The 25445-nt window shown below is 35.6% G+C and carries 24 protein-coding genes; 7 read left to right on the top strand and 17 right to left on the bottom strand.

Going from position 1 to position 25445, the window contains the following annotated elements:
- Positions 1-50: 50 nt before the first annotated feature.
- Together PGH12_RS13610 and PGH12_RS13615 are read right to left on the bottom strand one after the other, a co-directional pair.
- Complete coding sequence (locus PGH12_RS13610; protein WP_267596342.1) at positions 51-974, bottom strand: M28 family peptidase; 924 nt, start codon at positions 972-974, stop codon at positions 51-53.
- Between the two features lie 214 nt (positions 975-1188).
- Positions 1189-1578, bottom strand: a complete 390-nt coding sequence (locus tag PGH12_RS13615; protein WP_267596341.1) for a DUF4293 domain-containing protein — start codon at positions 1576-1578, stop codon at positions 1189-1191.
- A 145-nt stretch (positions 1579-1723) separates the two neighbouring features.
- On the opposite strand from PGH12_RS13615, the gene rho reads away from it, so the two are divergent.
- Entirely contained in the window at positions 1724-3646 is a 1923-nt protein-coding gene (gene rho, locus PGH12_RS13620; RefSeq protein ID WP_267596340.1) for a transcription termination factor Rho, read from the top strand.
- A 175-nt stretch (positions 3647-3821) separates the two neighbouring features.
- Positions 3822-4418 (top strand): superoxide dismutase, encoded by a 597-nt coding sequence (locus tag PGH12_RS13625; protein WP_267596339.1) that lies wholly within the window; start codon positions 3822-3824, stop codon positions 4416-4418.
- Positions 4419-4468: 50 nt separating this feature from the next.
- On the opposite strand, the gene PGH12_RS13630 is transcribed toward PGH12_RS13625, so the two are convergent.
- On the bottom strand, positions 4469-4888 hold the full coding sequence (locus PGH12_RS13630) for a DUF6146 family protein (protein ID WP_267596338.1): 420 nt from the start codon (positions 4886-4888) through the stop codon (positions 4469-4471).
- A gap of 46 nt (positions 4889-4934) precedes the next feature.
- Positions 4935-6125, bottom strand: coding sequence for an endonuclease/exonuclease/phosphatase family protein (locus PGH12_RS13635; RefSeq protein ID WP_442867811.1), 1191 nt, complete (start codon positions 6123-6125; stop codon positions 4935-4937).
- Between the two features lie 240 nt (positions 6126-6365).
- Between PGH12_RS13635 and PGH12_RS13640 the strand changes: the two genes are divergently transcribed.
- Positions 6366-9227, top strand: coding sequence for a carboxypeptidase regulatory-like domain-containing protein (locus tag PGH12_RS13640; RefSeq protein ID WP_267596336.1), 2862 nt, complete (start codon positions 6366-6368; stop codon positions 9225-9227).
- A gap of 20 nt (positions 9228-9247) precedes the next feature.
- Entirely contained in the window at positions 9248-10558 is a 1311-nt protein-coding gene (locus PGH12_RS13645; protein ID WP_267596335.1) for a M949_1556 family lipoprotein, read from the top strand.
- 116 nt (positions 10559-10674) lie between these two features.
- Here the strand turns inward: PGH12_RS13645 and PGH12_RS13650 are convergent, their stop codons facing one another.
- The 6 genes from PGH12_RS13650 to PGH12_RS13675 all read right to left on the bottom strand — a co-directional run bounded on the left by PGH12_RS13650 (position 10675) and on the right by PGH12_RS13675 (position 14729).
- Positions 10675-11145, bottom strand: coding sequence for a DUF6702 family protein (locus PGH12_RS13650; RefSeq protein WP_267596334.1), 471 nt, complete (start codon positions 11143-11145; stop codon positions 10675-10677).
- A 58-nt stretch (positions 11146-11203) separates the two neighbouring features.
- Positions 11204-11956 carry an LOG family protein gene (locus PGH12_RS13655; RefSeq protein WP_267596333.1) on the bottom strand — a complete coding sequence of 251 codons (753 nt, stop codon included), beginning with the start codon at positions 11954-11956 and terminating at the stop codon, positions 11204-11206.
- Positions 11957-11962: 6 nt separating this feature from the next.
- The gene (locus tag PGH12_RS13660; protein ID WP_267596332.1) at positions 11963-12676 is read right to left on the bottom strand and encodes a nucleotidyltransferase family protein; all 714 of its coding nucleotides are present in this window, start codon (positions 12674-12676) and stop codon (positions 11963-11965) included.
- Between the two features lie 84 nt (positions 12677-12760).
- Positions 12761-13171, bottom strand: a complete 411-nt coding sequence (locus tag PGH12_RS13665; RefSeq protein ID WP_267596331.1) for a RapZ C-terminal domain-containing protein — start codon at positions 13169-13171, stop codon at positions 12761-12763.
- Positions 13172-13269: 98 nt separating this feature from the next.
- Positions 13270-13674, bottom strand: coding sequence for a GxxExxY protein (locus PGH12_RS13670; protein WP_267596928.1), 405 nt, complete (start codon positions 13672-13674; stop codon positions 13270-13272).
- Positions 13675-13709: 35 nt separating this feature from the next.
- Positions 13710-14729 (bottom strand): aminoglycoside phosphotransferase family protein, encoded by a 1020-nt coding sequence (locus tag PGH12_RS13675; protein ID WP_267596330.1) that lies wholly within the window; start codon positions 14727-14729, stop codon positions 13710-13712.
- Positions 14730-14779: 50 nt separating this feature from the next.
- On the opposite strand from PGH12_RS13675, the gene xrtF reads away from it, so the two are divergent.
- From xrtF to PGH12_RS13690, 3 genes are all read left to right on the top strand, one after another.
- On the top strand, positions 14780-15310 hold the full coding sequence (xrtF, locus tag PGH12_RS13680) for an exosortase family protein XrtF (RefSeq protein WP_267596329.1): 531 nt from the start codon (positions 14780-14782) through the stop codon (positions 15308-15310).
- Positions 15297-15734: an exosortase F system-associated membrane protein gene (locus tag PGH12_RS13685; RefSeq protein ID WP_267596328.1), complete on the top strand. Its 438-nt coding sequence runs from the start codon at positions 15297-15299 to the stop codon at positions 15732-15734. The genes xrtF and PGH12_RS13685 overlap by 14 nt, the downstream gene beginning before the upstream one ends.
- 524 nt (positions 15735-16258) lie before the next feature.
- Positions 16259-16579 (top strand): hypothetical protein, encoded by a 321-nt coding sequence (locus PGH12_RS13690; protein ID WP_267596327.1) that lies wholly within the window; start codon positions 16259-16261, stop codon positions 16577-16579.
- Between the two features lie 33 nt (positions 16580-16612).
- On the opposite strand, the gene PGH12_RS13695 is transcribed toward PGH12_RS13690, so the two are convergent.
- The 7 genes from PGH12_RS13695 to PGH12_RS13725 all read right to left on the bottom strand — a co-directional run bounded on the left by PGH12_RS13695 (position 16613) and on the right by PGH12_RS13725 (position 25406).
- The gene (locus PGH12_RS13695) at positions 16613-17608 is read right to left on the bottom strand and encodes a cation diffusion facilitator family transporter (protein WP_267596326.1); all 996 of its coding nucleotides are present in this window, start codon (positions 17606-17608) and stop codon (positions 16613-16615) included.
- Between the two features lie 177 nt (positions 17609-17785).
- Positions 17786-18778 (bottom strand): aspartate-semialdehyde dehydrogenase, encoded by a 993-nt coding sequence (locus tag PGH12_RS13700; RefSeq protein WP_267596325.1) that lies wholly within the window; start codon positions 18776-18778, stop codon positions 17786-17788.
- A gap of 73 nt (positions 18779-18851) precedes the next feature.
- Positions 18852-19289 (bottom strand): hypothetical protein, encoded by a 438-nt coding sequence (locus PGH12_RS13705; RefSeq protein WP_267596324.1) that lies wholly within the window; start codon positions 19287-19289, stop codon positions 18852-18854.
- A gap of 81 nt (positions 19290-19370) precedes the next feature.
- Entirely contained in the window at positions 19371-22076 is a 2706-nt protein-coding gene (locus PGH12_RS13710; protein ID WP_267596323.1) for a TonB-dependent receptor, read from the bottom strand.
- Positions 22077-22288: 212 nt separating this feature from the next.
- Positions 22289-23149 carry a carboxylating nicotinate-nucleotide diphosphorylase gene (gene nadC / locus PGH12_RS13715; protein ID WP_267596322.1) on the bottom strand — a complete coding sequence of 287 codons (861 nt, stop codon included), beginning with the start codon at positions 23147-23149 and terminating at the stop codon, positions 22289-22291.
- 19 nt (positions 23150-23168) lie between these two features.
- Positions 23169-24746, bottom strand: coding sequence for an L-aspartate oxidase (gene nadB / locus PGH12_RS13720; RefSeq protein WP_267596321.1), 1578 nt, complete (start codon positions 24744-24746; stop codon positions 23169-23171).
- Between the two features lie 30 nt (positions 24747-24776).
- A complete protein-coding gene (locus PGH12_RS13725; RefSeq protein WP_267596320.1) occupies positions 24777-25406 on the bottom strand; it encodes an NAD(P)H-dependent oxidoreductase in 630 nt (209 codons plus the stop codon).
- Positions 25407-25445 lie beyond the last annotated feature (39 nt).

Raw genomic sequence — 25445 nt, forward strand, 5'->3', positions numbered from 1 at the left:
TCAATAAAATTGGATAGCAAAATTAATTAAAATATTATGAAGAGACGTTTTTAATTAAATTTTACTTTATCGTTGTATTTCGGATTAAAGTTCTTCGGACTTAGTTTCTCCAAAGTTTTTCCAAAATTATTGATGATCTGCGTAAGATTTTCCAGATCAACAATCGTCATATCGTCATTCACCTGATGATAATGCTTTATTTTGCTCATATCGGCAGTTGATATAGAGTGCGCGATGATCTTTTTCTTTACAAAACTTACATTGTCTGATCTGTAGAATAATTGCTCAGATGCATAAGGATCAGGATATATTTTCAGACCATTTTCTGCATGATCATTAAAAAGCTCATCAAGATCCGAGAACTCATCGCCTGTGATGAACACTGCGTTTTTTCCAAATTCGGATTCTGTGGCTACCATTTCGAAGTTAAAAAGTGCAGAAAGATTGCTGTAAATTTTATCTAATTTTTTATCGGCAGTGATGGCAGTAGACCCAAGCATTCCTTTTTCTTCACCGTTGAATGCCATATAAACCATTGAGAATTCGGGTTTTTTATTTTTAAAATACTCAGCAATTCCTATTAAAGTGGTAATACCGCTTGCATCATCGTCTGCACCATTATAAATATTATCTCCCGGTTTTTTGTTCGTTCCGATATGATCAAAATGTCCGGAGAAACCTAAGGTTTTCTCAGATTTACCTTTTTTGATTCCACAAACATTGTAGACCGTTTGTCCTTTATAATCAAATGGAACGAGATAAGAATCTCCCACACAGTATTCCAGATTGTTTTCTTTGAATAATTTGGCGATATAATTTGCGGCATAATCATTTTCCGGAGTTCCTATTTCGCGTCCTTTCATTTCGTCGGAAGCTAGCGTAGAGAGAATGGTTTTTACATTCTCAGAAGATACTTGCTGTGCAAAGGTGGCAACGGATAGTAATGATAAAAAGAGATAGGTGATCTTTTTCATAATGTAGAATTATTTTTGTTGAATTTGTCGCAGTTTTTAATGAAATGTTTCATATTTAAAAATTATACTTTACGTATAAATCTTCTGCATTATATATGACAAATTTAAAATAAAACTTAAACATCTGTACTTATATGATCAATATGTTGCTGTTAAAAATAAAAAACAGCTCCTTTGCAGAAGCTGTTCTTACTCAAAAAAAATCATTGTCAGGTTATCGGAGTCTGTCTACAGATTTTACGAGCCTCTCATCTTTCTTGATAAAAACATTTGCCAAAAGCAAACAAATTACCGCGATCGACGGGAAAATCGGCTCAATACCCTTCTCAGGAAAATCTATTCCTCCGGATAAGTTTTGCATCCAATACACCAATATACCAATCAACAAAGCGTTTATAATGATGCTGATATTATTCAGCATGATCTGTCTTTTTCTGTTTTTAAAGCTAAACAAACTGAATGCGCCCACCAAAACCAAGACAATAGACGAAGCGCTGATTATCGGAAGTTTTCCGAAAACTTCTACATCCTGCCCTGTAATATAGAGGAATGCTGCCGCTAAAACTGACAACAAAATCCAAATAGTTTGTATTCTCTGTAACATAGAATTTTAAATTCAGGAGCAAAAATAACATAAATTTTGCACAATTCAAAAATAAGTGTAGATTTGCAATATACAATGTACTTGAAAACAAAAGTCGCCGGACTTACTTTTCTTACTCACAACTAATTACATTTTTACTTTATATATGTTTAACATAGAAACGTTAAGGTCAAAATCCGTAACGGAATTGACTAAAATCCTAAAAGATTTGGGCGTTAAGGTTGCAAGAAACAGCACGGATAATGATAAAATCTTCGCCGTTCTTGATTTTCAGGCTTCTAACCCTAAAGTTGCAAAAGATTATTTCAATACTACAGAAAGCAACACTGAAACTGAAGAAAAACCTGCCGCAGCAGAAAAAGTAGTGAAAGCTGCTCCTAAAAAACCAGCACAAAAAAAAACTACACGACCAAAAGCTGCCACTGAAACTCCCAAAACAGAAGCAGAGCCTGCTAAAACTGAGGAAGTAATAGAGGAAAAAGAACCTGTAGCAGAAGCGATCGTAAAAGAGCCTGCAAAAGGTGCTGTTGAAGACAGACCTGCAAGCAACGCTTCGAAACAAAAAAGAAAAAGAGTAACTCCTACAAATACTACTGAAGAACAAATTCAGCCAAAAGAGGAAACTCCTGTAAATACAGATTCTCAAGTTGGCGCTGCAGCTCCTGCACAAGCAAGAGAAGAAAGACCTAAAAGACCGCAACAGCAACAACAGCAACAAGGTCAGAATCCTAATCAGAGAGGTCAGACTCAACAGCCACAAAATACCGGAAATTCTCAAAATAGAAATCAGAACAATAACCAAAATCAGAATTCTAACCAGAATAATCCTAACCAGAATCAGAATCCCAATCAGAACCAAAACCCTAATCAGAACCAAAACCAGAATCCTAATCAAAATCAGAACAGAAATTCTGAAAGACAGGAAGAAAATGAATCCAGAAAAGAATTCAATTTCGATGGGATGGTGAGTATTGAAGGTGTTTTAGAGATATTACCAGATAACTACGGATTTTTGCGTTCATCAGATTTTAGTTATATCTCTTCACCGGATGATGTGTATGTTTCAACTGCACAGATCAGAAATTTTGGTTTAAAAACTGGTGATACCGTAAGAGGAATCGTACGTTTACCAAAAGAAGGTGAAAAATATTTTTCATTATTAAAACCAACAGAAGTTAACGGACGTGATTTGGCATTTATCAAAGATCGTGTGGCGTTCGAATATTTAACTCCGCTTTTCCCAGAAGAGAAATTTAATCTTTCAGGAGATAATTCTACGATGTCTACGAGAATTGTAGATCTTTTTGCACCCATCGGAAAAGGTCAGAGAGCGATGATTGTTGCTCAGCCGAAAACCGGTAAAACAATGTTGCTGAAAGATATTGCCAACTCCATCGCAGCCAATCATCCTGAAGTTTATATGATGGTACTTTTGATCGACGAACGTCCGGAAGAAGTTACCGATATGGAAAGAAGTGTAAATGCAGAAGTGATTGCTTCTACATTTGATGAAGCTGCCGATAAACACGTAAAAGTGGCTAATCTTGTTTTGGCGAAAGCTCAGAGAATGGTAGAATGTGGTCATGATGTGGTTATTTTATTAGATTCAATTACAAGATTGGCAAGAGCTTACAATACCGTAACTCCGGCTTCAGGAAAAGTACTTTCCGGTGGTGTGGATGCAAATGCTTTACACAAGCCTAAAAGATTTTTTGGTGCTGCGAGAAAAATCGAAAATGGCGGATCTTTAACGATTATTGCAACTGCATTGATTGATACAGGTTCTAAAATGGATGAGGTGATCTTTGAAGAATTCAAAGGCACCGGAAACATGGAGCTTCAGTTAGACAGAAAAATTGCCAACAGAAGAATTTACCCTGCGATCGATTTGGTGTCTTCAAGCACAAGAAGAGATGATTTATTGTTGGATGAAGTGACATCGCAGAGAATGTGGATTTTTAGAAAATATCTTTCAGAAATGAATCCTATCGAAGCAATGGAATTTGTCAACAAAAATATCAGAGGAACTCTGAACAACGAAGAATTCCTAATGTCTATGAATCGATAGACTCATTATAATATAGTACAGAAGCACAGATCTAGGTTTGTGCTTTTTTTGTTGAATTAAGTTTAAATTTTCCAATCAGACTGTCAATGTTAAAGATTTATTAAAATAATCTGCAATTTTTGATATTGGCTTAAATATTGGCTAAATTTACATATTAACATTAAAAATTAAACATATGTCATTTGAATTACCAAAATTAGGATACTCGTACGACGCTTTAGAGCCAACTATTGATGCAAAAACAATGGAAATCCACCATTCAAAACATCATCAGGCTTACGTTGATAATTTAAATAAAGCTATTGAAGGAACTGATCTTTCAGAATTGTCTATCGAAGACGTTTGTAGAAATGGCGCAGAAAAGCCAGCAGTTAGAAATAACGGTGGAGGTCACTTCAATCACTCTCTTTTTTGGGAAATTTTAACTCCGGGAGGAAGTTCTACTCCGGTAGGAAATGTAAGCAACGCGATCGAAAACTACGGAGGTTTTGAAAAATTCAAAACTGACTTTGCTGACGCTGCAAAAACAAGATTCGGATCTGGATGGGCTTGGTTAGTGAAAAACGAAGACGGTTCTGTTTCTGTAACTTCTACTCCGAACCAGGATAATCCTTTGATGCCGATCGCAGATACTAAAGGAACTCCGGTTCTAGGTTTAGACGTTTGGGAGCATGCTTACTATTTAAACTATCAAAATAGAAGACCAGATTATGTAACTGCTTTTTTTGATGTAGTAAACTGGGACAAAGTTGAAGAGTTATTTAACAAATAATTATCTTTAATTGAAGATAAAAAAGGTTCAGAATTTTCTGAACCTTTTTTTTATCTAAAACTATCAGAAGTACTCAATCCGTTCATTTTAAGTTTGTAGTTCCAGCTAACATATGCAAAAACCTGATATAGCTTGTATTCAAACTTAATTCCGTATTTTTCTCTCGGGTCATAATCTATTGAAGATTCTATAACATTTCTGTATTTGCCAGAATTGTAGTAAAAATTCCACTCTGTAACTAGCATTGTATTTCTGCTTTTCAAAAAATTCTCAGAATATTGACTAATCGGTTTTGCTATAGCGTTCAAAAAATAGTCAAACTGAGTGTCGATCACAATCAGTTCCCACTCTCCATCTTCGTTTTTCTCCGGTTTCATTACGGATTCTTCTTTTTCGCTCTTCGTTATATTCTGTGCAAAAGAGTTGAAAGGAATAACTATTAGGAATATTATTAAAATTAAATTTTTCATAATCATAAAGTTACATAAAAAAATTCCTTTTAATAGTGATTCACTGTTATGGTTCTTTCTGTAAAATGACAAATGCTGGAAAATGGTCACTATAACCTCCTGTAAATTGATCGCCGTTCCATGATCTAAAAGGGTAACCTTTATAATTGCCTTCTTTATTAATTAAGTAGGTGGGAGCAAAAATCTCAGCCTTTAAAACCGAGTACTCGTTTGGATTTTTATCTAAAACTAAATTTTTAGATATAATGATCTGGTCAAATAAATTCGGCGCATCTTGGTAAGCTAATGAAGCAATACCGCGCTTAAATAAAGGATACATCAGATTTAGGTAGGGCTTTTCTTCACTCAGATCTTTTTCGCTTGCGGCTGCATTTAAATAATTTTTCAAGCTTGCGCTTACAGGATCATCGTTGAAGTCTCCCATGGCAATTAGCTTCGTCTCAGGATCAGCTATTCTAATGCTGTCCATTTGCTGTTTCAATAAAGCTGCCGCGGCATTTCTTTTAGGTAGAGATATTGCCTCGCCTCCTTTTCTTGATGGCCAGTGATTCATGAAAATAGCAACTTTCTCGTTATCAAGCAGCCCCGTAACTACCAATATATCTCTCGTATATTCTCTTCTTCCTTCCGAACCAAAAACTTTCAATTCCTTTTTAAGCGAATTTGTAAATGTAAATCTTTTTCTTTGGTAGATCATTGCGACATCTATCCCTCTGTAATCGTAAGAATTGTAATGCACAATTCCATAATCATATTTTGATAAAGCTGGCTCATTCACAAGATCCTGAATAACCTTTCTGTTTTCGACTTCGATGAGACCTACCAAAACTGGAGCCGTTTTTGTGTATTGAGCACCAAGATCAGCTATTACCTTTGCTGCATTTTCTAATTTTTTCCTGTAAACTTTTGTGTTGTAATTTTTCGGGCTTGAGGGAGTGAATTCTTCAGAACCGGTTTGATATCTTACTACTTTTTTCCCATACAGTAAATCATCGCTCCATTGTCCGCTGTATTTTTCAGGTTCTAGAAATTTGACGGAATCCAAAGGTATACTCCGATGAAATGCAGGGTTGGTTTTATCTTTTGTGCCGTCAATATAGTCAGCAGAACGAATGGTATCCCAAAGATTTTCAACATTGAGAAATCCTACGGCTGCAACTCTTTTTATTTTTCCTTGTTGTGAAAAAAAAATCATCGGAAAAACAAACAGGATAATTTTAAAAAATTTTATCATCATAAAAACATTATGGGTATTTAATCTTTAAATTCAGATTATTTTCAATAATTAAATTTTAATTGATTACGTTTATTTTATTTACAATTTAATTTAATTTTAGAATAATTTAGAATTTTAGCAATGTTAAGAAATATTATCGTTAAATAATTATTAATTGTTAATTTTTGTTACATTTGCTCCTCATCATTTATTAACCTACTGAAAACTAACATTACATTATTAAACATAGTACACACAAATATGATTAAAAAACTATCATTTGTTTCCCTCTTTACTTTGCTGCCCGCATCATTTTACTTTGCACAAACCACTGTTTTTGCTTATTTAAAGGATGCACAGGGAGAGCCAATCGAGCAGGCCGAACTGGATCTGAAAGGAACTGAGAAGATTGCAACGGCAGACAAAATCGGATATTTCCAGTTTGTTGATTTAATGCCCGGACAGTATGAATTGGTGATTGCAAAACCAAATTATGAAACGAAAACAATTGAGTTCGAGGTTACCACCGAAAAAAGAAAAGACTTAGGTGTACTTACCTTAAGTTACAGCCTTACATTGGCTGATCAGGGATTGGCCTTTATTGAAAGTAATGATGATGAAGACAACAGTAGCCAATCTTCAACTGTAGGATTGTTGCAGTCTTCGATGGATGTTTTCAGTAGAATAGCAGCTTTCGATTTAGGTTTTTACTGGTACAGGCCACGAGGAATTGACGGTAGAACGGGTGAGACACTCTTAAACGGTGTTTCCATGATTAAATCTGATAACGGAAATGTAGATTTCGGTAACTGGGGAGGTCTGAATGAAATCACCAGATATCCTGAAATCTCTCAAAATCACGCTCCTTCAGAATATGCTTTTGGAGGTAACAGTTCTGTGATTTATAAAAATACAAAGGCAAGCGAATATAGAAAGGGATTTCAGTTTACGCAATCGCTTACCAATAGAAATTACAGAAACAGAACATCTCTGAGATACAGTTCCGGAATGAATAACAAAGGCTGGGCTTTTACTGTGATGGGTGCAAGAAGATGGGCAGAAGAGGGAATTCAGGAAGGTACTTTTTATGACGCTTACGGTGCATATTTAGGAGTCGAAAAGAAGTTTAATGATAAGCACAGCATGACGTTTAATTTTATTGCGGCTCCTTACAGAAGATCTGCATCAAGCCCGAGTACTCAGGAAGTCTATGATTACAGAGGTATACATTACAATTCATATTGGGGATATCAGGAGGGTAAGCAAAGAAGCGAAAGAGTGAGAAAAGGTTTTCAGCCTATTTTTCAGGTTCAGGATTTTTGGAAGATCGGTACAAAATCAAGCCTTTGGACATCTCTATCTTACCAATTCGGAAAAGATAAGGGATCGCGGCTAGATTGGCAGAATGTACAGAATCCGTCGCCAACTTACTACAGAAATTTACCAAGTTACTATGATTCTCTAGATCCTAATGCTTCGGTCTTGGCACCGAGCGGTACACAGACGACATCTCAGGACGCTTACCAAATGTCTCTTACAGCCTGGCAAAATGCTGATCCAAATATTACTCAGCTTAATTGGGATCATTTATATAGAAGAAATCTTCAACAACCTACAGGAAATTATTACGGACAAACTGGGAGACGAGCTTTATATTATCTTGTAAATGATGTGAGTGATGATAAAATCGTCAATGCAGCAACACATTTCATTCATAATCTTACGGATACTACCAAATTTTTATTAAATATCTCTTATCAAAACTATCGTTCTGAGCAATATAGAGAAGTTAATGACCTTTTGGGGGCAGATTTTGTTTTGAACAGAGATCCGTTTGCTGCAACAAACCAGCCGGGAAAATCTGGATTATTTAATGAAGGCGAAGAAAATATTACCAAGAGAACAGGGGACAAGATGACGTATGACTACATTTTCAGAAGACAGGAATTTAAAATAAATCCGGGAGTCAAACTTTCTGCAGGTAAATTTGATGTTTTCTTTTCTGCATTGGCGGGTTATTCATCTTCAAGCAGAGAGGGTTTGTTTAATCATTATTTATACAAAGACTCATTCGGAAAAAGCAAAAACTATGATTTTTGGAATTATGGAATAAAAGGACAGGCTATTTATAAACTAGACGGTCGAAATTTTTTGGTTTACAACGGAGCTTATTTTTCACAGTCTCCGTACTTGGAAGATCTGTTTATCAATCCTAGAGTTAATGCTTCAGTAGCTCCAAATATTCAGAATATGGTCATCAATGCTCATGATCTCAGTTATGTGGTTTCTTCGCCCTTTGTCAAATTGAGGTTGACGGCTTATATGATTAATTCCAGCAACGAAACTTCTGTGCAAAGGTTTTTCGCAGATGGTATCCAGCTAAATAGCTCTGATGATCAAGGTAACCAAACTATCGTTCAAAGCGCATTTGTGACGCAAGTAATGACAGATGTAAAAAAAAGAAATTTGGGTGCTGAGTTAGGGATTGATGTGAAAGTTCTCCCTACTTTATCTCTACAGGGATTGGCGAGCTTCGGGCAATTTACTTATCAAAATAATCCTTTGACTTACTTTTCGTCTGATGCCACAGGTACTTTTTCGAACGGACTTTCTTATGTGAGTTTAGGCAAAGCTTATATCAAAAATTATCGTCAGGGAGGAATGCCTCAGCAGGCTTTTTCAGTAGGTGCACGCTACAATTCACCGAAATATTGGTGGATAGGAGGGAACTGGAATTATTTGGATGACTATTATCTTGATCCTTCGGCATTGCTGAGAACTGAATCGTTTATTCAAAATAATAATACCGGAACACCATTTTACGATCTTACAGAATCTGAATTGAGAAGAGTTTTGGAGCCAAATAAATTACCTTCTGCATTTTTCTTTAATGTAAATGCGGGGAAATCTTGGATGATGGGAAAATATTATGTTTTAATATCCGCCAGCATCAATAATGTATTTGATAACACAAGATACATTACCGGAGGATTTGAACAAACCCGAAATGCTAAATTTCCTGATTTTAAGCAAGATACCGATAGAGAATTTACATTATTTGCACCGAAATATTGGTACACTCAAGGTCGATCATACTTTATTAACCTTCAATTTAGATTTTAAACACATTTAAACATTATCAAATGAATAAAAAAAAATACCTAAGTATCTTAACGGGATTTGCATTTGCTGCATTTTCTTTTTCTTCTTGTGTACAAAAAGACGAGTGGGAAACTCCGCCGGTAAACTGTACTAATAAATTTGCTCAGACCAATATTACACTGGCCGCATTTAAAACATTTGCGCCATCTACAGGATATATTCTGATCAGCAAAGATCAGATTTTTGACGGTTATGTCACGTCATCAGATGAAAACGGAAACTTTTATAAAACAATTTCTTTTCAGGATAAGTCGGAAAATCCGACAGCCGCATTACAGATTGAGGTTGATAAAGGGAGTAACTACGCAGATTTTCCTGTGGGAACACATATCAGAATCAATGCAAAAGGTTTGAGATTGGGTACTGATCGCGGAGTCGTAAAATTGGGATCTGTAGATCCTACTTATGACATCGGAAGAATTCCCGGATCTTTGGTAAGCAGATATATTTCCGGAGTTTGCAATGGGAGCGGACTTGAAGTTGTTGCAATAAAGCCACTAGAATTGCAGACACTAAAAATCGCCCAGAATGAAAAATATATCAATATGTTGGTAAAGGTTTCGAATGTACAGTTCGCTGCAGGTGAATTGGGTAAGACGTATATCAATTATGTGGCAGAAGTAGGCGAAGACGCCAACAGGAATATCGTAGATCAATCAGGAAATGCTTCTTCGATTAGAAACTCAGGTTTTGCTACATTTGGTTCGGAAATTCTTCCTGAAGGAAAAGGTGATCTTACCTTTGTAGTAAGTCGATATATTGCTGATTGGCAAATGCTTATCAGGAATACGAAAGACGTAAATTTTACGGGAAAACGATTTTTCTTTGAGGGTTTTGAAGGAAATCTTACAGATAATTGGTTCGCTGTAAGTGTGTCTGGAGCCCAGGTTTGGAATATTCAGCAGTTTGGAGATCCTAAGCCGTGTGCCGTAATGAATGGTTTTGCTTCATCTAATAATCTTAATGAAGACTGGTTAATTTCTAAGCCAGTCTCTTTACAAGGATTTTCTACTGCATCACTTTCATTTGAAACAGATGTAAGATATGCAGGAAATCAACTGCAGGTATTTATTACTGAAAATTATACAGGAAATCCCACGACAACAGTTTGGGCACCTTTATCTGGAAATTTAGATACCAACTCATCACTGTTTAGCACATGGACAAGTTCAGGAGAAATCAATTTAAATAACTATATCAATAAGGATGTTCAAGTTGCCTTTAAGTATACATCAACAGCATCAGCTGCAGCAACATGGGAGCTTGACAATGTAAAGATTTCGGGAAACTAAAAGTTAAAAATTACAATACGTACTTTCAGTAAAGAATTTAACCTATTTATTATAGATAATTTAAAAACAAAAAACCACCGCTCACTGCGGTGGTTTATATTTTTGGAATTATTCTTTTAAAATGTAACCTCATTTACTTCCTTTCCACGTTGGAAGTTCATTGTTTTTTGGTTTCCTTTATAAGCAATATTTACCAGATTTATTTGTTTAGGAAAAGCGCTTAGAAGAATGGTATTCTTAATCTTAAGACTGCCAATATCTGAAACACCGTCGGTCTCAAAATAAACCCATACCGTTTCTCCACTTACCTGACTTCCTGTGAAAGTAAGATTTTTCGGAGAATTGTTCACATATACATCAAAATTATTGTTTACGTACTTTTTTACCTCTGCTTCAAAACCTGCCGTACTACGGTTGATCTTGATTGCGTCAGAAATATGGCTTGTGTTCATTTTGGTCGTGAATTTCAAAGTTTTGCTTCCGTCAATGTAATCTACTTTTGTCATTGATGAGAAGAAATCTACCGTCATAAAACTCATAAGAGCAAATAATGATAAGATACCTGATATATATAAAAATTTTTTCATCTTAGTTTCTAAATTGTTAATCACTTAGTAAATCTTTAAAGCTCAAATATAATGCCAATTAAAAGTTAACATTCACTGCATATTTCTCATAAAAAGCCCGAATATGTTCTACAGCTTCATCAGCGGTATCTACCACACGATAAAGTTCCAAATCATTCTCTGCAATCATTCCTTCTTTTAGTAAAGTTTCTCTAAACCAGTCTAAAAGACCTCCCCAAAACTCAGATCCTACCAAAACAATAGGGAATTTACCAATCTTATTGGTTTGAATTAAAGTAATGGCTTCCGTCAGTTCATCCAAAGTTCCGAAGCCACCCGGCATTACAATAAATCCTTGGCTATACTTCACAAACATCACTTTCCTTACAAAGAAATAATCAAAGTTAAGGGAGTACATTTTACTGATGAACGGATTAAAATGCTGTTCAAAAGGCAGGTCAATATTCAGCCCAATCGATCTACCTTCGGCATTATAGGCTCCTTTGTTACCAGCTTCCATAATTCCCGGGCCGCCACCGGTAATGATTCCAAAACCTATTTTGGTGATTTTTTCGGCAATTTCCACTGCCATTTCGTAATATTTGCTTTCAGGTTTTAATCTTGCAGAACCAAAAATAGAAACACACGGACCAATCTTGGCCATTTTTTCGTAACCGTCTACAAATTCCGCCATGATCTTAAAGACCATCCAGCTGTCTTTGGTAACGATCTCATCCCATGTTTTCTGTCTGAAACTATTTTGTAATATTGATTCGTTGATATCTAATTCAGGATTTTGTAAACTCTCATCCCTGCTTCCTTCAATTCCCATTGTTGTTTATTTAAAATATTTTTCGGCTTCTATTACAGATGCCGGCCTTCCTACATCGATCAGAATACTGTCATGCAAAAAGCCATGAATTTTTTCTGTCTGCATTAGATCTAGATATTCTTCCATTACAGAAAATTTACCTTTTCTCTTAATTTTATCAAAGATAACAGGATTTATGCAGTGAACACCACTGAAAGCATACGGTTTAAAACCTTTATTGAATTCAGCTAATCTCTGTTCGCCGGTCTGTACATTCAGCCATCCTCTTAAAACAAGATCGTCGTTGAAAAGTAATTTTCGCGAACTTTCTCTGTCTGAGACTGCTAAAGTAGCAAAATCTTTGATCTTCTTGTGGTATTCTACAAGATTATTAATATTGATGTCGGTTAAAATATCGGCATTCATGATCAGAAAATCTTCTCCGTGATCAAGAAACTTTTTAGCAAAAATCAATCCGCCACCGGTTTCCAGAAGTTCTTCAGATTCATCAGAAACCTCAATATTACAGTTAAAATTATCATTTTTCTTCAGGAAGTCAATGATCTGATCACCAAAATGATGTACGTTGACCACAAAATCTTTAATTCCGAAACCTTTAAGATACATAATGTTTCGCTCTAAAAGCGGAATGCCATTTACTTTAGCCAAAGCTTTCGGATGATGATCTGTAAAAGGTTTTAAGCGCGTCCCTTTGCCTGCTGCAAAAATTAATGCCTTCATAAATGTGGGTAATGAATTGGTAATGAGTAATCTAAATGTGTAAATAAAAATAGTGGAGCTAAGTTACTTATTGCATATTACTGATTACCTATGATTAAGTTGGTGCTGCTCATCGTGATGAAGGCTGATTTCTACTTTTTCGCCATATTTTTCTTCAATAAAATGAGCGATTTTAATTGCAGAATATACCGATCTGTGTTGCCCACCTGTACATCCGAAATTGATCTGAAGGTTTTCAAAACCTCTCCCCAAATAGTTGTCGATGTTAATGGAAACCATGCTTTTTACCAATTCAAGAAATTTGGGCATATCGGTTTTCGTTTCCAGGTATTCCTGAACGCCGATGTCGTTTCCAGTTTGGATTTTATATTCCTCAACTCTTCCGGGGTTTAAAATACCTCGGCAGTCGAATGTAAATCCGCCTCCGTTTCCTGAACTGTCTTTTGGTATTCCTCCCTTTTTATAAGAGAAACTGTGGATGTCTATGTGTAGCATATTTTTATTTTTTAAATTTTCAAGAAAGAACTTTTTTAAACCATTAAGATTCTATTAAGGAGTTAAGTTTAATTAAGATTTTTGATAAATCAAAAAGTTTAGTTCGGAAGTTGTCTAAAATATTCATTAACAAAAGGTCTCAATGATTTTGTGATATTATCTGTAAAAAAATTAATTAGGAGTCCTTGCGGTTTTTTTAGGACTTTCATGTAAGTTAAGAGTTGAGCCTCATGAATAGGTAATATATCTTCAATTGCTTTAAGTTCTAAAATGACAAGATCGTTCACGAGCAAATCAACTACCAGCTTTGTTTCAATCGTCACTCCCTCATAATTGATGGTGGTGTAAAGCTGCTGTTTTACATCATAACCATTTCTTATTAATTCAATTTTTAAGCATTCTTCATAAATGCTTTCTAATAGACCGGGACCTAAAGTTTTATGAACTTTTATCGCAAGTCCAGTAATTTCATATGATAGTTGTGTAACGTATTTTTTCGTTATCATTCTCTTAATATTCTTAACTTCTTAAATACACCTTAATGGTTCAATATCTCCTCAATTTTAGATTTTGTTCTCTTCAGGCTCAACTGTTCGATCACCTTTTTTAGTTCGGGGTAATTTTTTATGTCTTCCCAATTGTTTGAAAATCCTGTTAGATTTTCTATTCCTTTGTCGATGCTTGCAATAAAGTGTTGCTTTCTCTGAACGAGTCCTCGGAAGCCATAAGCTCCCAAAACCTGTAAAAATCTCATCAGTTGAATGGGTTTTACCGATTTTCTTAGCTGGATCTGAGTTTCTTCTTTGTCAAATTTCTGAATATAAAATTCAAGCATTTTATTTTTGAAATCTTCAGGGAAATTGGCTTTTGCCTGAAACAGAAAAGAAATCACATCATACATCAAAGGTCCTTTCATTGCAGACTGGTAATCGATGAATGAAACTTCATTGTGATCATTTACCATAATATTTCTAGCCTGAAAATCACGAATCATCAAACCCTTTGGTTCAAGATTTTCAATGAGGTTGACGAGTTTTTTAAATTCTTTTAAAAGGGTAGATTTATGATATTCTAACTCTAAAACATCGGCAATAAAATTTTTAAAGTAGTATAGATCGTGCACAATTGGAAGTTCATCGTAACGCTCGTATTCAAAAGTTCTGGTGAAGTCAATCTGATCTTGCGATTTTGTTTGTGTTTCAAAAAGCTTTTCTAAAGTTTGTCTTATCAAAGTTTCTACGTTTTCGGATAAACCTTCTTTAGAAATAATGTCTGAAAATGTTTGCCTTCCCAGATATTCCTGAATGTACATTTTTGTGTCTTCAGAAACTTTAAAAATCTTAGGAGTATTAAGATTTAGATCTGAAAAAACCTCAGAAAAATAAAGAAAAGTTTCATTCTCCGAAATGTTTTCGTTGTAAGTGACGATGTAGGTATCCTTTTGATTTTGAGCCAAAAAATTGACTCTCGCAGAACCGCTTTGAGCTAAAGTGACAAATTGAGTTGATTTTTCACCGAAATGGTTTTCAAAAAATCTTTTTGCGTTTTCAGAAGTCATAATATGGTAACAAATATACTAATTTACGTTCGATTTTTTATCTTTGCACAATGCTAAAAGACTTTAAGCCTGTTTTGGGAATTCTGCTGCGATTCATCATCATTTATTTGGTGTTGCTGTTTGCTTATCAGTTTTATCTCAACAGTTTTAGAGCGCAGGGACTGGATCCTTATTCGCGATTAATTGCTGATCATGTAATGTTTATTCAGAATAAACTTAATTTTCCCACCTATCTCTATGACGATGTGCCCAATGAGCAGGTGGGGTATATTGTCAAAGAAAAGTATGTGACGAGAATGGTAGAAGGCTGTAATGCTGTTTCGGTGATTATTCTCTTCGTGTCTTTTATTTTTGCTTTTTATAAAGGTGCCAAAACTTTTGTTTTCGTTGCAATCAGCCTTTTGCTGCTATATCTTATGAATGTTTTACGAATTGTGGGGCTGAATATTGTAACAAGTGATTATCCTCAATACAATAAGTTGGCGCATGATTATATTTTTCCTGCGGTGATTTACGGAAGTGTGGTGCTGCTCTGGTTGGTCTGGATTAAATTTTTTGCTTTGAAAAATGAAAATTCTTAGTTGGTTTCTCGTTTTCGTCGGGATTTGCGGACTTGTTGGCGTAAGAATGATAGAAGACAGCATTTTCTATGATCCTTTTCTGAATTATTTCCATGAGGCCAATAAAAATGTCATCTTTCCGGAATTTGAATGGGGGAAATTGATCGTCAGCCATATTTTCAGATTTGTTTTAAACCTTTTTTTCTCATGCATTATCATTCAGTTTTTATTTAAAAATAAAGAATGGACGGTACAGGGAGCGGTTTTAATCACCATTATTTTCGCAATTACCTTCCCGATTTATTTATATTGTATCTACGACAGGTTCGAGATCGGCTATCTCTTCTCTTTCTACATGAGAAGGTTTGTGATTCAGCCTTTGATATTGCTCTTAATTGTTCCGCTGTTTTATTACAGAAAGCAAATGTTGTTAAAAATCGTTTAGATTATATCTTAGACCGATCGCTATACGTTTAATAATGATGTTTTGAATTGTTAAACATCATTTTTTTTTGTCTTAAATTTATCTTTTGACGTTTTATGCATCAAGCAATATATATAAAGTGTATGCTTTATAGTATAAAATATCAACTTTGAGTCTTTAAACATATTATAATATCGGTAAGACGTATTATTTGACGCTTTATACATCGATGAATATAGTTAAAGTATATCCGTAGTAGTTTGAAGCGTCAATTTTGGTCCGTTAAGCATATCTTCTTATAGTTTAAACATGTTTTTTGAGTTGATATGGTACAGATATGTTTAAATAAATGTATTTGTGTTGTCGTAGAGCCAAGCAGAACATTAAAGATTAGAAGAAAATATTAATAAATCATGATTAGGATGATATTAAAAAAATTAAAAACTGCATTTTGTTTGATGTTGATGTTTTTGATGCTGGGTTGTTCAGTTCGTACACATTTTTACATTCAAAATTTATCAGACGAAAGTAAATCGATTACTATAATGTATAAAACTCATCTTTCTGATCCAGATAAGCGACGGTATATCGATAATTTGAATTTTTATTACGCAGAAGGTTTGTACAGCAGGAAAAAATTCAGGGAAGATAACAGCGGTTTAAGTTTACTTGATAAGAAAGTGAAAGATTCGTCAGTTCAGTTTATTATACCTCCGAAATCAACTGTTAGAATTGATAAGTCTCATAATTACAGATGGTCAGAAAATATTGATTATGTGGAAATTGAAAATTTAAAAGTCACACAGGAAGAGTTTCGTGCGAATACGGAACATAAAAAGCATGATATACTTTACAATATACAGTAGATATTTTTAAATTTTAAACATTTTTATTTTAAACTAATCTAGCGTATGTTTATCAATGCTGGTCACGTTTTCAGGAGTCCATTTTACTTTTCGTACAAAAGGTTGCTCGCGAACCGGACAATCCATGATGTCGCAGATGGGGCAGGAGATTGGTTTGCAGTCATCCATGTGAAAATTAAATTCAACCGTTCTTTTCGTGTTTTTAGCTAACAGTAGAATTACTTTTTCCATTTCGTTGTGGGCATCACGAAGACTGTAATACCAAGGCAAAGTGATGTGTGCGTCGATATGTAAGGAAGCTCCAAACTGCTGAATTTTCATATTGTGAATGTCGATCCACTCTGTATGTCTGTTTTTTTCTAAAAGATCAATGATGCTGTTGAGAAGTTCGGGGTTTTGCTCATCCATAATCCCGCTGAGAGATTTCCGCACGATTTTGTAGCCTACAAATATGATGTAAAGCCCAAAAATTAATGCTACAACAGAATCGATCCAGTCAATTTTAGTGAAATAAACAACGACTAAACTGATGACCACACCTAAAGTGGTGATGGTATCCGATTGAAGGTGTTTTCCGGATGATATGAGAACCATAGAATTTTCTTTTTCACCCTTTTTAATAGAGATGTAGCCTAAAAAATAATTGACAATGGCTGTTGCAGCAATGATGGCAATTCCCCAATCTAGACCTTTTAAAACTTTTCCGGTCACCAAACTGTTGATGCCTTCATAGATGATCATGATGCCGGCAATGGCGATAAGCGCACCTTCTATTCCTGCTGTGACGAATTCTACTTTACCGTGACCGTAAGGATGATCTTCATCTTTTGGTTTTGAAGCTAAATGCAAAGAATACAATCCCATAAAAGCACTGATGACATTCACGATGCTTTCCATGGCATCAGAAAATACGGCATCAGAATTTGTGAGTTTCCAAGCGATAATTTTACCTACAAATAAAATGATTCCAAACACGGCAATGAGCCTTTGGAAACCTATTTTATCTTGATTGGTATTCGTTGTAGTCATTTTTTCTTTATGAATTTAAAAAGGTCTCACGACGTTATTGTTGATAGGATTTATCCTATTCTTTGTTAAATCCCTTTGGCATTGGTTGAAGCTAAAGGCTAATATCCATTTGCTAAAAGCTTATTTCTTTGATAAAAAAAAGAATCTCTTTCGGAGACTCTTTTCTTTTTTGTTAGTTTATACTAAGTTGTTTGCTACCAAGTATTCTGCGATCTGCACTGCATTGGTTGCAGCGCCTTTTCGCAGATTGTCTGCTACAATCCACAGGTTAAGCGTTTTCGGCTGAGAGAGATCTCTCCGGATTCTTCCGACGAAAACTTCATCTTTCCCTTCTGAATATAAAGGCATTGGATATTCGTTGTTTTTGACGTTATCCATTACGATTACTCCGGGAGTTTCTGATAATATTTTTCTTACTTCGTCTAATTCAAATTCGTTTTCAAATTCGATATTAACGCTTTCAGAATGACCTCCCTGCACCGGAACTCTTACAGCAGTTGCCGTTAAATTAAATGTATCGTCGCCCAAAATCTTTTTAGGCTCTTTCATTAATTTAATTTCTTCTTTTGTGTAATCGTCATCGGCAAATACGTCACAATGTGGCAACGCATTTTTGAAGATTTGGTAAGGATAAACTTTAGCAACAGAATCGTCTCCGCTGATTTCGGCATTTAATTGATCTACTGCAGCTTTACCCGTTCCTGTTACAGACTGATACGTAGAAACGACCACTCTTTTTAAATCATATTTTTTATTCAACGGACCTAAAACCATCACCAACTGAATGGTGGAACAGTTTGGATTTGCAATAATCTTGTCTTCTTTTGTCAGAACATCAGCGTTGATTTCCGGAACAACTAATTTCTTAGTAGGATCCATCCTCCAGGCTGAAGAATTATCAATTACGGTAATTCCGGCTTCAGCAAATTTCGGCGCATATTCCAGAGAAGTTGAACCACCTGCAGAGAAGATTGCGATATCAGGTTTGGCAGCTATAGCGTCGTCGATGCTTACGATAGTGTAATCTACCTGTTTATATTTCACCTGTTTACCAATCGATCTTTCGGAAGCTACCGGAATTAATTCTGTTACAGGGAAATTTCTCTCTTCGAGAACTTTAAGCATCACTTGTCCAACCATTCCTGTTGAACCTACTACAGCTACTTTCATTGATTTAATTAAAATATTTAAAGATTAAAAAAGTATAACTCATATTGCATGATTTATACTTGTCATTTATTTTTTATGCTCCAAAAAGTCTGTGCCATTGGAACGCCCAAAGCATTAATGCAATTGCAATAACCGCCATGATCACCCAGCTCATCTGGATTTTATCGTTTGTTTTAAATTTCTTGTTGACAATTGTTAACAAAACTGCAGCAATAATCATTGCAGTAGGATGCTCAACATATGTATTTCTGGAAACTGCATCTTTCATTAAAGTTCCGGCTTCTTTTGCAGCTTTGAATCCTGGAGAGAAGAAGAACAACATAATAAGCCCAATCAGCGCCTGTGTATGAAAGAATATCATGGTAAACAACGTAGATTTTCTTAAAAGCTTAGAAATTTTTCCGGAGTATCCGAACATTGTTGCCAAAAGTGCTATCACAAAAACGGCAGTTGCCAATAAGATAAGGTAAGCAAAACCGCGGTGCGCCTGAAGCATAAAGTTGAAATCCATAATGTATATTTTTGTTAGATGCAAATATAAAAAAATCCCAGCTATAAAGCCGGGATTTGGTATGTAATAAAATTGAATTTATTAGAAATTGAAAGCAACTGTTGCTGCCCATGTAGTACCATAACCAAAATAAACCTGGTTTTGTTGATTTACTCCATTCCAATTACCAGCACCTTGATATAATGCGTATTCAGCCTCTATCTGAGCAGGAGTACGGGTAGAGTTAATTGCAGCATATTCAGATTTTGAAAGGTTTGGGTGGATATTTGTATTAGACTCGGCAATGTATGTCTTGTCTAAAAGGTTGTACACGTTACCTCTCAATGTAAAGAACTGTTTTGGATTTTTTAATTTAACTTTAAAAGTGATTCCAAGGTCAAGCAATCCAAAAGATGGTAACTCTAAAGAACCTTTTTCTCTTGATGTTTCATTTTGGAAGTTCAAAATATTTAAGTTAGCATATAAGTTTTTAACACCTCTGTAAGTTGCATCAAATGAGAACCAATCTAAAGGCTTGAATGTGAAACCTCCTGCCATGGTTGTCTGTGCAGAACCTCCTACTTTCACTTTGTCTAAATAGAGAGTTTGAGCGTCTGATCCAATTTGTTCGTTATTTTCAGTGAAAATATTTCCCTGCGCATTACCCTTATAGTGATAATCATTAAATGAAACCATAGCAAACAAGTCTACCATCTTATGAGGCTTTGCAGTCATTTCTAACTCTATCCCCTGGTGAATTTCAGTGATTCCCTGAATATTTGAGTAAGCTTGATTAGTTGTAAGAGTTGTACCTGGGTTTAACGGATCAGGGTAAGTTTGTGTAAGACCTCCTCTTCTTTGGAATCTGTCTTTCCATTCAGTTCTGTAAACATTCAGACTTGCATCAAAGATAGAAGAACGGAATCCGTAACCTCCTTCAAGACCAAATATTTTTTCGTTAGTAAGATTCGGGTTTAAGTAATTCTTCTGATTTGGATATACTGCATTTAAAAATGGCTGCTTAGAATAGTATCCAATATTTGCATAAACATTGTGATGGTCATCTATATTATAGTTGGCACCAGCCTTCATGTTGTACCCTAAAATATCTTTGAAACCTGTTTTTGTATTAAGTGCAGGGTTTGCTGCGGTAGGCTGAGCCACTTGTGCATTGGCAGCGGTAGAGTTTTTGTATCCTGCCTGCTGACCGTTTAATAAAGTCACTCCGTCAATGATGAAATTATCAATTCTCTGGAAAGATTGATTAGACAATGCACCGGAAACGAAGGCTGATAACTTGTCATTAGAATACTCTAACTGACCAAAACCTCCGTACCATAGTACTTCACCATCATTATCATAACCTATTTTGTCTTCATCATTGTTTAGTTTTCCACCAAAAGGATTTCCTGTAGCTCTAGGAGAAAATCTATTAGTAACAACTCTAGGAGTTACAGTATATACATTTCCTGGTGCAGTAAAGAAATTTTTGTTTGTAATGTCTTTGTAGCCTGAAGCTCCGTACATATCTGTAATTATCTGGTAATGGTAACCGTAATAATACCTATTGTCTGTACCAATAGTGAAATTTAAGTGTTCATTAAATTTATGGTTAAAGCTGAGAATAGCACCATACCAGTTGTGAGAGTTAATCGAAGATCTTCTTACTAAAGTACTCCCTTGCGCGGCAGTTTGAGGGTTAATTGTAGCATTTGTATTAAAGATTGTGTTGTAATCGATTTGTCCTTCAGGAGTTACAAAGCTATTAACAAAACCAGTGTTTGAGCCTACACCTGTTGGTATTCTACCGATGTCGCCAGTACCACCACCTCTACCGAAAGAAGCGTAGAATACTGAATTCAATGTTGATTTTTCACTCATCTTCCAATCCCAGTTTACAGACATTACCGGCTTGTGATAATAGTTTACTCTGTTAGATAACTGTTCTCCATCTCTATATCCCCAGTCTGCATTGTATCTTCTGTTTGGTGTACCATCCTGATCGCTGTTATATTTAATATAGTTCTGAATGGTTGTAGAAGTTGATCTCTGATTATGCCATTGAGGAGCTCCTGTTATTGTAAACTGAAGATCATGCTTTTTGTTTGGCTGATATCCTAAAGCAAAGTAATAGTTATATGCTTCGAAGTCAGTTCCGTTGGCATACATTGCGCCAGAAGTTCTACCCATTAAAAATGATGAAGACCATCCTGAAGCAGATTTTCCTGTGTTATAAGAAAATACAGTTTTTAGAAAACCATCGTTTCCTAATCCTAAAGTTACTTTACCGCTTTGTCTTTTGTCGGCTGCTCTTGTAATATAGTTCATTGTTCCACCAACAGAAGCAATAGCTAATTTAGATGCTCCAAGCCCTCTTTGTACCTGCAATGCAGAAGTTACATCAGAAAGACCTGCCCAGTTAGACCAGTAAACGGCTCCGTTTTCCATATCGTTAACAGGCATACCATTTACCATTACGGCAATGTTTTCCTGTCCAAAACCACGAATGTTGATTTTTGAATCTCCAAAACCACCTCCGGCTTTTGTAGCGTATACAGAAGGTGTAACGTTTAGAAGCTCAGGAAGTTCCTGGTTACCTATCTTTTCCTGAATCTGTGCTTCTTTAATTGTAGAAACAGCAACAGGCGTTTTTCTATCTTTGGCGATATCAGCAACGCCAGCGATAACAACTTGCTCAATGTCTCTAGATCTTGTGTTAACAGTGTCCTGAGTCTGTTGTGCATAATAAACGCTAGCTGTCGAAAGTGTGATTACCACAGTTAGCATCGATTTGTTGATTAATTTCATAATCGTAAGTAATAGTTAGAATTAAATTTGCTGCAAAATTCGGTAAATAAACTTTAACTATTATTAACTTAATGTTAATTTTTATCAAGTCTTAATAACGGTTAATGTGTTGATTTATAACTAAATACGAAAATAACGATATTTTATGTGAAAAAAATCATATTATTTAATTTTTAACAAATGGCATTTGTTTTTATTAAATATATAATGCTTTACATAGCAGCCTTTAAACTTAAATCAATATTTTTAGCAGAATGTGTAAGCGCACCTACAGAAATAAAAGTAACTCCAGTTGTAGCAATTTCTTTCAGCTGATCTCTGGTTATTCCTCCTGATGCCTCACTTTCGCAAGATCCGTTGATGAGTTTTACGGCCTTTTTCATTGTAATGACATCCATATTATCAAGCATGATTCTGTCTACCTTTGCGTTGATGGCTTCCTGAACTTCCTCAAGATTGCGGGTTTCAACTTCTATCTTCAGTTTCTTCTTAGATTTTTTTACATAATTCTTAGCCATTTTTACGGCGTTGGTGATGCTTCCATTATAATCTATGTGATTATCTTTTAGCATGATCATGTCATATAAACCGTATCTGTGATTGGTTCCGCCGCCGATCGCGACTGCCCATTTTTCGCAGACCCTGAAGTTGGGTGTTGTTTTGCGGGTATCCAAAAGTTTAGTTTTCGTACCAATCAATCTAGAATCCCAATCCTGAGTCAGTGTTGCAATTCCACTCATACGCTGCATACAGTTGAGAACCAGTCTCTCTGTTGATAGAATAGATCGGGCGCTTCCGGTCACGATAAAAGCTATATCTCCTACTTTTGCCATTTCGCCATCTTTGATAAATCTTTCTATTTTTAAATCTTTATCGAAAGTTTTAAAAATAATTTCAGCCAGTTCTACTCCCGCCAAAATACAGTTTTCTTTTACCAACAGTTTTGCACTTTGCTCCAAATCTTTTGGGATTGTAGACAGAGTAGAGTGATCGCCATCCTGAATGTCTTCTTCTAATGCATTTTTGATGAACTGTTTCAGAACTTTATCGGTTGCGTAGTTTGGTCTTTTCATTATTTTCTTTAATAATCGATTATGCTTGAACTAAATCCTTATTGTAAAACGCGCCTTTATTTTTCGTCATTTCCATCGATTGGGTGATGATAAGGTGCGCAACGGTTGTTAAATTTCTTAATTCTGAAAGTTGAGGTGATAAGATAGAGTAGCGGTAAATTTCGTCAACGGCAGCGGCTATTTCCTGATGTTTCTGAAAAGCCATTCTTAGACGGCTGTTGCTTCGCACAATTCCTACCAGATCACTCATCATTTCCTGAAGCTGTTTTCTGAGATAAGATACAATCACCATTTCGTCAATGATTTTCATTCCTTCTTCATTCCATTCCGGAACAGCTTTTAGATCATCAAAATTAAAATTGTTTTCTTTTAATAATTCCACGGTTTTCATTGCAGCATTATGACCGTAAACCAAACCTTCAAGAAGAGAATTTGATGCTAATCTGTTGGCACCGTGAAGCCCGGAGTTGGTACATTCTCCCACAGCAAATAAATTATTTATTGAAGATTGTCCGTCTTTATCAACTTCAATTCCGCCCATAAGATAGTGACAGGCAGGAACTACAGGTATGAGTTGGGTGAAAGGATCGATCCCTTCATCTTTGCATTTTTTATAAATATTAGGGAAGTGTTCCAGAAATTTCTCGTGATTCATTTCGCTGCAGTCTAATCCTACAAATTCATCTCCGGTAACTTTCATCTCTGCATCAATGGCTCTAGCAACGATATCTCTTGAGGCAAGTTCTTCGCGTTCGTCATATTTCTGCATAAATTTTTCTCCTTTTTTTGTTCTCAATTTTGCACCGTCTCCACGTACGGCTTCAGAAATCAAGAACAGCATACCGTCAAGCTTACTATATAATGCCGTCGGATGAAACTGATAATACTGCATATTGGTCACTTTTCCTTTAGCGCGCGCAACGAAAGCAATTCCGTCTCCGGTCGCAATCACAGGATTAGTCGTGTTTTTATAAACATGTCCTGCTCCGCCAGTTGCCGCTAAAGTGATTTTTGAAGTGATTTTTTTAATAGATTTCGATTTTGCATCCAAAATATAAGCACCATAGCAATTGATCTCACCTTCATTCAGTTCTTTTCCCGGAACGTGATGCTGAGTGATGATGTCAATTACATAATGATGATCAAGAATTTCGATATTCGGACTGCTTTTCGCAGTTTCCAATAAAGCTCTTTCGATTTCGAAACCTGTGATGTCTTTGTGATGTACGATTCGGTTTTCGGTGTGGCCGCCTTCCCTTCCTAAGGCAAATTCGCCATTTTTCATATCAAAATTTGCACCCCATTCTACGATTTCGTTAAACCTTACCGGCGCTTCTCTTACCACCATTTCTACGATGTCACGTTTGTTTTCGCCGTCTCCGGCACGCATCGTATCATCAATATGCTTTTCGAAATTGTCGTTTTTTGAATCTGTAACTACTGCCAATCCGCCTTGAGCATACTTTGTATTGCTTTCATCTTCGTCAGATTTGGTTACAATGATTATTTTCGCATCCGGAAATTGTTCTGAAACTTTTATGGCATAAGAAAGTCCGGAAATTCCGGAGCCAATTACTAATACATCCGCTTTTATCATATTCTTGCATTAAGACAACCGTCTAAATAATTACATAAATTTAAACAATTTTTCGTTTGGTTTCCTTACTTTTTTCATGTGCTGAAACTCATCTTCCTGAGATCTGAATCCTAAAGCAAGTGTTACGGATACTTTCTCCGTATCCGAATCAATATTTAAAATTTCTTCGATAAGATCTTGTCTGAAGCCTTCCATCGGGCAGGTATCTATATTTTCTAACGCAGCAGCATACATTAAATTAGCCAAAACAATATAGGCTTGTTTTTCTGCCCAGTTCAGAATGTCATCGTGTTGCTGTCTGCTAAAATGACTTGTAATACTTTTCTTAAATAAATTTAAATCTTCCACAGGATGTTCTCGCACTTCGGAAATGTGATTAAAATATCCATCAAGATATGTTTCTTCCATATCTTTTTTTGAAACCAGAACGATAAGGTGCGAACAGGTGGATATTTGGGAAGGATTGTAGAAAGCCGGGATTAATTTGTCCTTCATTTCTCTGCTCTCAACCACAAATATTTTATAAGGCTGTAGTCCCTGAGAGCTTGCAGCCAATCTACCAGACTCAAGAATGTTGAGTAGTATCTGCTGCGGAATAATTAAATCAGGATTAAATTTTTTCACAGAATACCTTCTGCTTAAAGCTTCCAAATAGTTCATAAGACAAATTTAAGAATTGAATGTGAATAAAGACAGCTT

This window comes from Chryseobacterium sp. CY350 (assembly GCF_027945075.1).
Taxonomy (GTDB): domain Bacteria; phylum Bacteroidota; class Bacteroidia; order Flavobacteriales; family Weeksellaceae; genus Chryseobacterium.